Here is a 12,339-nt window from a genome sequence, read left to right on the forward strand (position 1 = left end):
GGTGAAGAGTTATCCCTGCGCAACGGCCCGGTCCGCCTGGGAACTTTGCGCTCGGTGGCCAACGCCGACACGCCGGGCCAATGGCCCCCGCACTGCCGGCCAACCCGGTGGCCGAGCCGGACCTGGCCAATGCCGAGAAACTCAACTTCAATTTCGAATGGGTGGGCTCGGTGTCGGTGAACGTCGACAACGGCAAGCCGCCGAGCCTTTGGCAGATCAATGGCCAGGCCTGGGACATCACCGATAAAACCTGCGCCGACCGGCCGATTGCCAAGCTCGAAAAGGGCAAGAGCTACATCTTCGAACTGAAAAACATGACCCAGTATCAGCACCCGATCCACCTGCACGGCATGAGTTTCAAGGTGCTGTCGTCGAACCGGCACAAGATCATCCCGTATTTCACTGACACCTATCTGCTGGGCAAGAACGAGCGCGCGCAAGTGGCGCTGGTGGCGGATAACCCCGGTGTGTGGATGTTTCACTGCCACGTGATCGACCACATGGAAACCGGCCTGATGGCCGCCATCGAGGTGAAGTGATGCGCCAGATTCGTCCTGCTGCGATCATCGATCGCAGCCGTGACCAGGATTTCATGCGCGAGGCGCTGGCCCTCGCGGCCCAGGGCGCGGCATTGGGAGAGGTGCCCGTCGGTGCGGTGCTGGTGCAGAACGGTGAAATCATCGGTCGTGGCTTCAATTGCCCGATCAGTGCCAGCGACCCGAGTGCTCATGCCGAAATGGTCGCGATCCGTGCGGCGGCGCAGGCGGTGGATAACTATCGTCTGCCGGGCAGCACGCTGTACGTGACGCTGGAGCCGTGCAGCATGTGCGCCGGGCTGATCGTGCATTCACGGGTGGCGCGGGTGGTGTATGGGGCGCTGGAGCCGAAGGCGGGGATTGTGCAGAGCCAGGGGCAGTTTTTTACCCAAGGCTTTTTGAATCATCGAGTGTTGTATGAAGGTGGGGTGTTGGCCGAAGAGTGTGGCGCAGTGCTAACCGAATTCTTCAAGGCGCGCCGGGCAAAGCCTGCAATCTAAAAACAACACCAAACCTGTGGGAGCTGGCTTGCCAGCTCCCACAGGGTTATTCGGCGTACGGAGGTCTGGTTATTTGCGGGCGACGATCACGGCCCGCATCGGCGCTGGCAGGCCTTCGATGGTTTTGCTGTGGTCTTCGGGATCAAGGAAGTCGCTCAGCGACTGATACTTCATCCATTCGGTGCCGCGCTGTTCCTCGACCGTTGTCGTGCTGACATCGACGCATTTCACATCAGTGAAGCCTGCGCGACGCAGCCACAATTCCAGCGCCGGCACTGACGGCAGGAACCACACGTTACGCATCTGCGCGTATCGATCTTCCGGCACCAAGACCTGTTGCTGATCGCCTTCGATCACCAACGTCTCCAGCACCAGTTCACCGCCCTTGACCAGGCAATCCTTCAGCGCCAGCAAATGCTCGATCGGCGAGCGACGGTGATAGAACACACCCATCGAAAACACGGTGTCGAAACCTTCCATGTTCGGCGGCAGGTCTTCGAACGGAAACGGCAGGTGCCAGGCGTTCGGCTCTGACAGATAGCGCTGCACGGCCTGGAACTGGCAGAAGAACAGCCAGTTCGGATCAACGCCAATCACACTGTTCGCGCCCGCGCCGAGCATGCGCCACATGTAATAGCCGTTGCCGCAACCGACATCGAGAATGCGTTTGCCCTTCAGATCCAGATGCGGGGCGACGCGCGACCATTTCCAGTCCGAGCGCCATTCGGTGTCGACGTGCACACCAAACAAATCAAACGGCCCCTTGCGCCATGGCGACAGGCCCATCAACGCCGTGCGCATCTGCGCGCGGGTTTCATCGTCGCAATCGGTGTCGAGTTTCAGCCCGTTGAGCAGATCAATCTCGCTCGGCTGAATCTTCGGCAAGGCGTCCAACGCACTTTGCCAGCGCTCCAGGTCGCCGTGGCCTTTCTCCATCTTTTTGTCGAGTTGCGCTTGCAGGGTGTTGGCCCATTCGGCCAGCGGTGTACCGGCCAGGCGGCGGGCGAGGGGGGACAGATCAATCATGGCAAGGCAATCAACGAGGCAAAGTTAAGACACTGGAACCACGGCACGACTTTTGAGAACCCGGCGGCCAACAGGCGTTCGCGGTGTTCTTCGAGGCTGTCGGGCTTCATGACGTTTTCGATGGCGCTGCGCTTCTGGGCAATTTCCAGTTCGCTATAGCCGTTGGCACGTTTGAAAGCGACGTGCAGATCGGTGAGCAGCGCATGCTCTTCGGCATCGTTGAAACGCAGCTTCTCCGAGAGAATCAGCGCGCCGCCCGGCAGCAGCGACTGGCGAATGCGCGAGAGCAACGCGGTGCGCTGATCCGGGGCGATAAATTGCAGAGTGAAGTTCAGCGCCACCACCGAAGCAGGCAGGAAGTCGAGGGCGAGAATGTCACCTTCGATCACCTCGACCGGCAGCAACTCCTGGAACATCGAGTCCTGACCATTGAGGTACTCGCGGCAGCGTTCGACCATCGCCGCCGAGTTATCCACAGCGATTACCCGGCAACCGTCAGTGCGGACATGTCGGCGTAGCGCTTGAGTCACCGCGCCGAGGGATGAACCGAGGTCGTAGAGCACGCTGTCGGGCTGTGCAAACTGCGCGGCGAGCACTCCGGAGATTCTCGACGATGGTTGGGTAACCCGGCACCGAGCGCTTGATCATGTCCGGGAAAACCCGCACCACATCCTCGTTGAAGGCGAAGTCAGGCACCTGGGCCAACGGCTGGGCGAAAAGACGATCGGGTTCTTTGCTCACGGCGGTTCCGGCGGTGTAAATGGAAAGGCCGGCATTTTAGCCAAAAGGGCGCGGGGATGCTTGGGTTGTCTGATAAACCGTAAATCAAAGATCGTCCGAACGCGGCCCGAGCCTTCGGCCGCTCCTACCCTGGAACGCAACCCCTTTAGGAGCTGCAGGCTGCGATCTTTTTCTCAGGCGCGGCGCGGTTCGGTAGCGAACGCCGAAGCCGCAATCCCCCACTGCCCCAACCAATAGCTCAGGATGATCACATACGGCGCCGCCTCGAACGGCATCACGAAGCGACTGATGCCGATCACGCTATCGGAAAATACGAACGCCACGGCGCCGGCCGCCGCCAGCAGGGCCGAACGTCGCGGCACATCGGTTCCGAGACGAGCGAGGGCGCGCCAGAGCATCGCGCTGATTGCCGTGCCGTAGACGATCACTGGCACCAGCAACGGTCCCAAACCACTGGTAATCAGCAGCCCAAGCAACACCGCGCCAACACCGAGCGCGAGCACCAATGGCAACACCGCCAGACGCTTGCAGTCACTCAGATAAGCCTTCAGATAAGCCAGATGCGCGACCAGAAATGCGCCGAGCCCGAATACAAAAAGATCCCCCGGCCATGCCAGCAACACATCACCCAGCAGCGAGAAAATCAGACCGAGGCTGATCCAGCGGCGATAGTCGCTGGGCGGCGCATCGTGCAGCCAGCCGAGCAACGCCAGTATTGGCATTGGCTTGACCAGCAGACACAGCAACGCCGCATGGGTGCTGACACCGTAGAGAAACGTCACCGCGCCCATCAGCGCCAGAATCAGCCAGCCCACGATCAGTTCACCGAAATGGCGCAGTCAAAGGTTTCCACCGGCAACACTTCCGGCGCCCATGGCTGTTGCGAGGTCAGTCGCAGACGCCCGGTACCGGGGGCGAAGGCCTGGAAACGCCAGGTCGACAAACCCGCCGCGCCGACCACACCGGCATCTTCCGGATTGCTGTAAACCTCGGGGCTGAGTGCGCGCAATACACCGCCAGCCGAGTCCTGAATGGCCCAGCGATAGCCGGTGGTTGGGTTGCTTGGCAGCGTCACAATCAGGTTCTGCCCGTTATGCAGCTTGGCCGGGCATTGGCTCTGTTTTTCCACGGTCAGGTTCTGGCCCGGTTGCAGGAGCAGGCGGCAAGCAGAGCGAGGGTCATGGGAACAAGCAGGCGAATCGGGGACATAAGGTCAGCAGCTCCGGCGGTGACGACGAACGGCGAGCATAACTGAAGATGAGACAAAGTGTGACAGTCGCTCGGAGGCGACCAGGAAGAGGGCGGCGTCGCTGCCGACGCATCGTAAGCAAGCTCGCTCCCACAGGTTGGTTGCAATCCCTGTGGGAGCGAGCTTGCTCGCGATGACGGTGTTGCAGGCGCTACTGGATGATCAGAACAATATCTTCGCCACATCCGCAAAACGCTTGGCAAAGTGCACGGTGATCCCGTCTTTGAGATAGTCCGGCAACTCTTCAAAACTCCCACGGTTAGGTTCCGGCAAGATCAATTCGAAAATCTTCTGCCGACGCGCCGCAATCACTTTCTCGCGCACCCCGCCAATGGGCAGCACGTGCCCGGTCAAGGTCAGTTCACCGGTCATTGCCACGCCTTTTTTCGGCGGCTGGTTGCGCGCCAGGGACAGCAGGGCGCTGGCCATGGTTACACCCGCGCTCGGGCCGTCCTTGGGCGTGGCGCCCTCTGGAACGTGCAGGTGCACAAAGGCTTCGTCGAAGAACTTCGGATCGCCGCCGAAAGACTTCAGGTTCGAGCTGACGTAGCTGTAGGCAATCTCAGCCGATTCTTTCATCACATCGCCCAGCTGCCCGGTGAGCTTGAAGCCACGGTTGAGCGTATGGATGCGGGTCGCCTCGATCGGCAAGGTCGCGCCGCCCATGCTGGTCCAGGCCAGTCCGGTGATGACGCCGGTGCCGGACAACACTTGCTCGTTGCGAAACACCGGATGTCCCAGTGACGCTTCGAGGTCTTTCGGCCCGAGCTTGATCACCGCTTTCGGATCGTCGATCAGCTTCATCACCGCTTTGCGCACCAGTTTGCCCAGTTGTTTTTCCAACTGACGCACCCCGGCTTCACGGGCGTAGCCATCAATCAACGCTTTCAGCGCGCTGTCGCTGATGGAAAGGCTGCCCTTCGACACGCCAGCCTTTTCCAGCTGCTTGGGCCACAGGTGACGCTTGGCGATGGCGATCTTTTCTTCGGTGATGTAGCCCGACAGGCGAATCACTTCCATCCGGTCCAGCAGCGGGCCGGGAATTGAATCGAGGGTGTTGGCGGTGCAGACGAACAGGACTTTCGACAAGTCCATGCGCAAGTCCAGGTAGTGGTCGAGGAATTCGACGTTCTGTTCCGGGTCGAGGGTTTCCAGCAGCGCCGAGGCCGGGTCGCCCTGGTAGCTTTGGCCCATCTTGTCGATCTCGTCGAGCATGATCACCGGGTTCATCACTTCGACGTCTTTGAGCGCCTGCACCAGCTTGCCCGGTTGCGCGCCGATGTAGGTGCGACGATGGCCCTTGATCTCGGCCTCGTCACGCATGCCGCCGAGGCTGAAGCGATAGAACGGCCGGCCAAGGGATTCGGCGATGGATTTGCCAACGCTGGTTTTACCCACGCCCGGTGGGCCGACCAGCAGCACGATGGAACCGCTGATTTCACCTTTATACGCACCGACAGCGAGGAACTCGAGGATGCGATCCTTGATGTCATCGAGGCCGGCATGGTGTTTGTCGAGGATTTTGCGAGCGTGCTTGAGGTCGAGTTTGTCCTCGCCGTAGACGCCCCACGGCACCGAGGTTGCCCAGTCGAGATAGTTACGAGTGACCGCGTACTCCGGCGAGCCGGTCTCGAGGATCGACAGTTTGTTCATTTCTTCTTCAAGGCGCTTTTGCACCTGCGCCGGCAGGACTTTGCCTTCCAGACGCTGTTCGAACTGTTCGAGGTCGGCGCTGCGGTCGTCCTTGGTCAGGCCCAGCTCCTGCTGGATGACCTTCAACTGCTCCTTGAGGAAGAACTCGCGCTGGTGTTCGCCAATCTTGCGGTTCACCTCGGCGGAGATTTCTTTCTGCAGGCGCGCGACTTCGACTTCCTTGCGCAGCATGGGCAGGACTTTTTCCATGCGCTTGAGCATCGGCACACAGTCGAGCACTTCCTGCAGCTCGTTGCCGGTGGCCGAGGTCAGCGCGGCGGCGAAGTCGGTCAGCGGCGACGGATCGTTGGGGCTGAAGCGGTTGAGGTAGTTCTTCAGCTCTTCGCTATACAGCGGGTTGAGCGGCAGCAGTTCCTTGATCGCATTGATCAGCGCCATGCCGTAGGCCTTGACCTCGTCGGTCGGCTCGGTCGGCTGGTGCGGGTATTCGACTTCCACCAGATACGGTGGACGGTGGTGTTTCAGCCAAGTCTTGATACGGACGCGGCTCAGGCCTTGGGCGACGAACTGGAGTTTGCCGTTTTCGCGGCTGGCGTGATGGACTTTAACCAGCGTGCCGTATTCGGGGAGTGCGCCGGTATTGAAGTGGCGCGGGTCTTCCTGGGGCGTGTCCATGAAGAACAGGGCCAGGGAGTGGTGGTCGGATTTGCTCACCAGATCGAGGGTTTCGGCCCAGGGTTCTTCGTTGACGATGACCGGCAGGACTTGAGCCGGGAAGAACGGGCGGTTGTGGATCGGGATGATGTAGACCTTGTCCGGCAGGTTCTGGCCGGGCAGGGCGAGGCCTTTGCCTGAAGAGGTGTGTTCGATGTGTTCGGCTTCGGTGTAGTCGTCTGGGTTGTCCGGGAATTCTTGCTGGTCGCTCATGGGGCACCTGCGCAATGGAGTATGGGTCTTAGATGGGGCAGGCTTTGGGTGGTTTCAATGGGAGGGGATGTTTCTGCTTGTATGTTCAGGGTTTTGACAGCATGGAATCTTCGAATGCCGGACGAACCCCCGTAGGAGCTGCCGAAGGCTGCGATCTTTTGATCTTGTTGTTAATTCTTTCAGGGTCAAAAGATCGCAGCCTTCGGCAGCTCCTACAGTAGAACTTCAGTGGCCTCACATGGCTACCGGGGCACAAAAAAGGCGACCCCCTCACAGGGGTCGCCTTTCGTTTACCGCCGCTAACGCTTATTCCGGCAGTTTGTAGGCAATCACGTAATCACCCATTTTGGTGCCCAGCGAACCGTGACCACCCACAACCAACAGGACGTATTGCTTGCCGTCCTTGCCGGTGTAGGTCATCGGAGTCGCTTGGCCGCCCGCAGGCAGACGCGATTTCCACAGCTCTTTACCGCTGTTCACGTCGTACGCACGCAGGTACTGGTCGAGGGTGCCGCTGAGGAAGCCGACGCCGCCGGCAGTCACCATCGAGCCGCCCATGCTCGGCACGCCGAGGGTGAAGCCGATCGGGATTGGCGAGCTGTCGCGGCTGGTGCCGTTTTTGCGTTTCCACACGACTTTGCCAGTGGTCAGGTCGATCGCTGCCACGTAGCCCCAGGCCGGTGCCTGGCACGGCAGGCCCATTGGCGACAGCAGGGCTTCCAGGACGACGCCGTATGGCGCACCTTTGTTTGGCTGCACGCCTTCGGTTTCGCTTTTACGCGGGCCTTGGGCAGCGATTTCGGCGGCCGGGATCATTTTCGATTTGAACGCCATGTAGCTTGGGTTCACGAAGGCGATCTGGCGCACCGGGTCCACCGAGATACCGCCCCAGTCGAACACGCCGAAGTTGCCTGGATAGACGATCGAACCCTGCAGCGATGGCGGCGTGAACGGGCCGTCGTAGCGCATGGATTTGAAGTCGATCCGGCAGATCAGTTGATCGAACGGGGTCACGCCCCACATGTCACGTTCCTGAAGCGGTGGTGGCATGAGGTTCAGGTCGGATTTTGGCTGCGTCGGCGAGGTATGGTCGCCCGCAACAGCGCCTTGCGGTACAGGCACTTCGTTGATCGGCACGATCGGCTTGCCGTTGGTGCGGTCCAGTACGTAGATGCTGCCCTGCTTGGTGGAGGCGAGCACCGCTGGCTTGACGCCGTCAGCGGTTTTCAGGTCCATCAGGGTAGGCTGGCCACCGACGTCCATGTCCCACAGGTCATGGTGGGTGAACTGCATGTGCCAGCGCACCTGGCCAGTGGCGATATCCAGTGCGGTCAGGCCGGCAGCGTGAAGTTCCGACTCAGGAGTACGATCGCCACCGAATTGGTCCGGGGTCTGGTTGCCCATTGGCAGGTAGAGCATGCCGAGTTTTTCGTCGACCGCGAACATCGACCACATGTTTGGCGAGTTACGGGTGTAGACCTGGCCCTCGGCAATCGGTGTGGTGTCGTCCGGTTTGCCGCTGTCCCAGTTCCACACCAGCTTGCCGGTGTGCACGTCGAACGCGCGGATCACGCCGCTTGGCTCGTCGGTGGAAACGTTGTCGGTGACGTGACCACCAATCACCACCAGGTCTTTGGTGACCGCGGGTGGCGAAGTGGAGTAGTAACCGCCGGCATTGAAGCCGCCGATGTTGGCGCTCAGGTCGACCTGGCCACCGTTACCGAAGCCTTCGCAGATCTTGCCGGTGTCGGCGTTCAGGGCGATCAGGCGAGCATCAGCGGTGGGCAGGTACAGACGACGCGGGCAGGCGTTGCTGGCCGGCGCCGGGCTGGCAGTACCGGTCGGGCTTTGCTCGGACGCGTAGACGGCGTCGTCGTGATACGACACGCCGCGGCAGGTCATGTGCGCCCAACCCTTGAAGTTCGCCGCGTTCTGCGTGGAGAGCTTCGGATCGAAACGCCAGATTTCCTTGCCCGTGTCCGGATCCAGAGCGATCACTTGGCTGTGTGGCGTGCACACATACAGCATGCCGTTGACTTTCAGCGGGGTGTTTTCCGCAGTGGTCTCGCCTGGATCGTTCGGCCCCGGGATGTCACCCGTACGGTATTCCCAGGCCGGAACCAGTTTGTGGGCGTTTTCCGGGGTGATCTGCGCCAGTGGCGAATAACGATCACCGTGGGCGCTACGGCCGTAGGAGTTCCAGTCACCGTCTGGCATGGCCGGGGCGGTGTTGGCCATGCCCGGCACGCTGTCGCGGTCCAGTTGGCCCTTGATTTCACCCGGGTTGGTAAACTGGCTGGCCAGTGCGGTTGCACCGGCGATCACCACGGCCACGGCCAGAACGCCGGTGGTCATGGGGCCCGTGCCCTCGCGCAACATCGGACGGCGGAACCACGGCAGCAACATCACGATGCCCAGGGCAAACAGCAGCGCCAGGCGTGGCACCAGTTGCCACCAGTCCAGGCCCACTTCCCACAGCGACCAGACGGTGCTGGCGAACAGCACCAGTGCGTACAGGCTCAGCGCAGCACGTCGTGCAGCGATCAGCAGCGCGCCGGTCAGCGTCATGCCGATACCGGCCAGCAGGTAGTAAAGCGAGCCGCCCAGCATGCTCAGCTTGATTCCCCGGCCAGCATGGCCAGGCCCATTAGCAAAAGCAGAATGCCGAGCAGAGTCGGCAATAGACGGCTTCGACTCAAAGCACCATCAGTGCTCATAGTGTGGTTCTCCGTGACGTTTTAAGTAGTCCCGCGCAAGTTCACTGTAGATGACGATCTGGCGTGGGCATGGTTCAGATAAAAAACGGCCCTCTGCAGGAGCGAGCTCGCTCGCGATGGTCGTTAACGATGACGCTGGGTGCCTGGTGCCCTGCGGTGTTCTCAGGTCCATCGCGAGCAAGTTCGCTCCTGCAGTGGGGTTAGGGTGTTGTTTAGAACGAGGACTGGATCTTGATCCCGCCGATCAGGGCGTCGTCGACGTTGTTCACGCCACCGGGGTGGCGGATGTATTGCAGGTTCGGGCGTACGGTCAGCCAGTTCGTTACGTGCACGCCGTAATACAGTTCGGCGCTGTATTCGGTGTCTTGCGGCGGCAGGAACGACGGATCGTCGTAGTCGTAAACGGCGTGGGCCTGATTGCTCGCTTCGGCGTTTTTGCGGTAGGCCGGGTTGACGTGCACGCGGGCGAGGGCGAAACCGATGTCGTCTTTCGCACGAGCATCGAACGGGCCTTTGTAGGTAATGCCGGCCTGCACATAGTTGTCGATGGCGTTGGTTTTCTTGTCGTGCATCGTGCCGTTGGCGAACACGCTCAAACCGCGCGAGTTGTCGCTGGCGACGCTGGTGACTTGCTGCTGAATGCCCAGCCACACGCCGTGTTTGCTCGATGCGCTGCGGTAGGCTTCGCCGCTGAGGGCGGCCGGTTGGCCATTCTGATCTTTATAAGCATCGGTGGCCTTGGCGTTGCTGTAGTAGTAACCAGCGCGGTATTCGCCCGGCAAACCATTGAGCTTCGGCGTCCACACCAGCTCGATCGGCAGGATCGCGCCCTGGGTGCCGCTGCCGCTGAGTTTGAAACCGTTGCCGCGATCGAGGTTCGACGGGTTCTGCTCATAGGCGCCGACCTGCGCGTACAGCTCTGGGGTCAGGTGATATTTGACGCGCATCGCCCATTGGCTGACCGGCCAGTTGTACCAGATGCCGCCGACCCAGTTGCCGACCTGCGAGCCGCAGAACGCCAGGTTCTGGAAGTCGCACGGGAAGCTGTTGAAGTCTTCGCCTTCGCCGAAGCGGCCGGCCTTGATGTCGAGCTTCTGATCGAAGAATTTCTGCTGATACCACATCTGCGTCAGGCGCGTGGTCTGGCCACGGCCCCAGACTTCCTGGGCGGAAGTGAAGCCGCCGACGCGCGGATCGTTGATCCGGTCGTTGCTGATGTTGTTGCCGCTGCGCTTGGTGATGGTCAGTTGGAATTCTGCATCGTCCCAGCCGAGGATTTTTTGCAGGTCCAGGTGAGTGCCCAGGCCAAACTGATCGCTGTAACGCGCGGTGCGGTCGTGATCGTAGCCACCGTGCAGGTTGCTGCCCATTTCGCCGGTGTAATCGAGTTTGAAGTCGTAGCCTTTTTCCGAGAGTTCGGTGCGCGTGCCGTTCCAGTCACCGAGCATCCACGGTGAGTCACTGTCGAACGCGGGCGCCGCTTGAGCGCAGGTGGCGAGGCCCAGCGCGGTGCAGCCGCCGATCAGGTGGAGCATTTTCAGGCGCGCAACAGGCGTGCAGACAGCGCTGTCTTGCGAAACGTGCAAATCGGGCATGGGAAAAATTCTTTGATCTTTTTCTGGGGATGAACTGAAAAGCGCAAGGGTTGAGCAGGCAGCGGAAGCGTTTCAGCCGGGACTGGCATAAGGATAATGTTCTGTTACAAATAGAGAAAGCGCTTTTGCTGAGATGCAGCCTTTCGGATTTGGTAACAGTCGTGTGCGACCCCTCGTCGCAGGAATTAAACAGGCACAAAACATACCCTGCAGGTAGCGCTGCTCAGATATATCCAGGCCCTGGTATCCGCACCGGATGCGGTCACCCGGCGCATCGCGAGTCAGGCGAGTACGCAAAACCGTAGGAGCTGCCGAAGGCTGCGATCTTTTCTGGCTGGCCTACAGTTAACTGAGTGCTTTCACCAATCGAAGCCCTCGGCTAAGGTGCGCGGCTTCTGCATTTTCACTTCGCTCAAAGGCCTGGCATGAACGAACAAACCCCCGATCCGCTGCACGGCGTGACGCTTGAACAGATCCTCAATGCACTGGTCGAGCACTACGAATGGTCGGGGCTGGCCGAGCGCATCGATATTCGCTGCTTCAAGAGCGACCCGAGCATCAAGTCGAGCCTGACGTTCCTGCGCAAAACCCCGTGGGCGCGCGAAAAGGTCGAGCGTCTGTATGTGAAGTTGATGCGCACCAAGCGACCGCTCTGAACATGCCAGGCCGATCGACGCCGGGATCTGCCGCGAGGCGCCGTTGTGTGGCCGTGGCGGCGGTGCTGGGCTGGGTCGGTTTGAGCGTTCAGCTGTACCTGATTCTCGGCTCACGCTGGAGCCTCGGTGCCAGCCTGGTGGGCGGGCTGATCAGTTTTTTCAGTTATTTTACGGTGCTGAGCAATACCTTGGTGGCTGTGGTGCTGACCTGTGAACTGACGTCTCGCGAGTCGGCGGCCCGCCGCTGGTTTTTGCAGCCGTGGGTCAGCAGCGGGGTGGCGGTGAGCATCGCCGTGGTCGGTATCGCCTACAGCCTTTTGTTGCGCCATCTCTGGCATCCCGAAGGCTGGCAGTTGCTCGCCGACGAGTTGCTGCACGACATCATGCCGCTGCTGTTTCTGACCTATTGGTGGTTCTGCGTGCCCAAAGGCAAGTTGCGCCTGCGGCACATTGGCCTGTGGGTGATTTACCCGATGATTTACTTCGCGTATGTGCTGTTTCGCGGACATGCGTTGGCGGTGTATCCCTATCCGTTCATCAATGTGGACGCGTTGGGTTATCCACAAGTGTTGATCAACGCCTGTGGAGTATTAGCCGGGTTCGTGGGGGGCGCTTTGATCGTTTTGTGGTTGGATCGGCGTCGCTAGCGGCCAACGTTGATATTGATTTTGAGTTTGTGCCAGACACGAGCACTCCCAGCGATAAAAATTTAACTAACAGTTCGTCCATCACTCGGATC

At 60.4% G+C, this 12,339-nt stretch carries 7 protein-coding genes and 4 pseudogenes; 4 read left to right on the forward strand and 7 right to left on the reverse strand.

Annotation, left to right across the window (positions count from 1 at the left end; genetic code table 11):
* Positions 1 to 539, forward strand: a pseudogene (locus tag JFT80_RS22300) (multicopper oxidase domain-containing protein); the annotation flags it as partial.
* Positions 539 to 1,036, forward strand: coding sequence for a tRNA adenosine(34) deaminase TadA (gene tadA, locus JFT80_RS22305; protein ID WP_201149458.1), 498 nt, complete (start codon positions 539 to 541; stop codon positions 1,034 to 1,036). The pseudogene JFT80_RS22300 and the gene tadA, both read left to right, overlap by 1 nt.
* A gap of 69 nt (positions 1,037 to 1,105) precedes the next feature.
* Here tadA and cmoB read toward each other — a convergent pair whose 3' ends face one another.
* The 7 genes and pseudogenes from cmoB to JFT80_RS22340 all read right to left on the reverse strand — a co-directional run bounded on the left by cmoB (position 1,106) and on the right by JFT80_RS22340 (position 10,944).
* Positions 1,106 to 2,062 (reverse strand): tRNA 5-methoxyuridine(34)/uridine 5-oxyacetic acid(34) synthase CmoB, encoded by a 957-nt coding sequence (gene cmoB / locus JFT80_RS22310; RefSeq protein WP_201149460.1) that lies wholly within the window; start codon positions 2,060 to 2,062, stop codon positions 1,106 to 1,108.
* A pseudogene (gene cmoA, locus JFT80_RS22315) lies at positions 2,059 to 2,803 on the reverse strand (carboxy-S-adenosyl-L-methionine synthase CmoA). The gene cmoB and the pseudogene cmoA overlap by 4 nt, the downstream one beginning before the upstream one ends.
* A 173-nt stretch (positions 2,804 to 2,976) precedes the next feature.
* Complete coding sequence (locus JFT80_RS22320; RefSeq protein ID WP_201149462.1) at positions 2,977 to 3,618, reverse strand: lysoplasmalogenase; 642 nt, start codon at positions 3,616 to 3,618, stop codon at positions 2,977 to 2,979.
* 2 nt (positions 3,619 to 3,620) lie between these two features.
* Positions 3,621 to 4,012 (reverse strand): annotated as a pseudogene (locus JFT80_RS22325) (protease inhibitor I42 family protein).
* Between the two features lie 202 nt (positions 4,013 to 4,214).
* On the reverse strand, positions 4,215 to 6,632 hold the full coding sequence (gene lon / locus JFT80_RS22330) for an endopeptidase La (protein ID WP_201149464.1): 2,418 nt from the start codon (positions 6,630 to 6,632) through the stop codon (positions 4,215 to 4,217).
* Positions 6,633 to 6,938: 306 nt separating this feature from the next.
* Positions 6,939 to 9,349, reverse strand: a pseudogene (locus tag JFT80_RS22335) (glucose/quinate/shikimate family membrane-bound PQQ-dependent dehydrogenase).
* A 212-nt stretch (positions 9,350 to 9,561) separates the two neighbouring features.
* Positions 9,562 to 10,944, reverse strand: coding sequence for a carbohydrate porin (locus JFT80_RS22340; RefSeq protein ID WP_201149466.1), 1,383 nt, complete (start codon positions 10,942 to 10,944; stop codon positions 9,562 to 9,564).
* Positions 10,945 to 11,369: 425 nt separating this feature from the next.
* Here JFT80_RS22340 and JFT80_RS22345 point away from each other — a divergent pair, with 425 nt between their 5' ends.
* Both JFT80_RS22345 and JFT80_RS22350 read left to right on the forward strand, forming a co-directional pair.
* Positions 11,370 to 11,600 carry a VF530 family DNA-binding protein gene (locus tag JFT80_RS22345; protein ID WP_201149468.1) on the forward strand — a complete coding sequence of 77 codons (231 nt, stop codon included), beginning with the start codon at positions 11,370 to 11,372 and terminating at the stop codon, positions 11,598 to 11,600.
* A gap of 2 nt (positions 11,601 to 11,602) precedes the next feature.
* A complete protein-coding gene (locus tag JFT80_RS22350; RefSeq protein ID WP_201149470.1) occupies positions 11,603 to 12,247 on the forward strand; it encodes a Pr6Pr family membrane protein in 645 nt (214 codons plus the stop codon).
* The last annotated feature ends 92 nt before the right edge of the window (positions 12,248 to 12,339 follow it).

This window comes from Pseudomonas sp. TH10 (assembly GCF_016651255.1).
In the GTDB taxonomy this organism is placed as follows: Bacteria; Pseudomonadota; Gammaproteobacteria; order Pseudomonadales; family Pseudomonadaceae; genus Aquipseudomonas.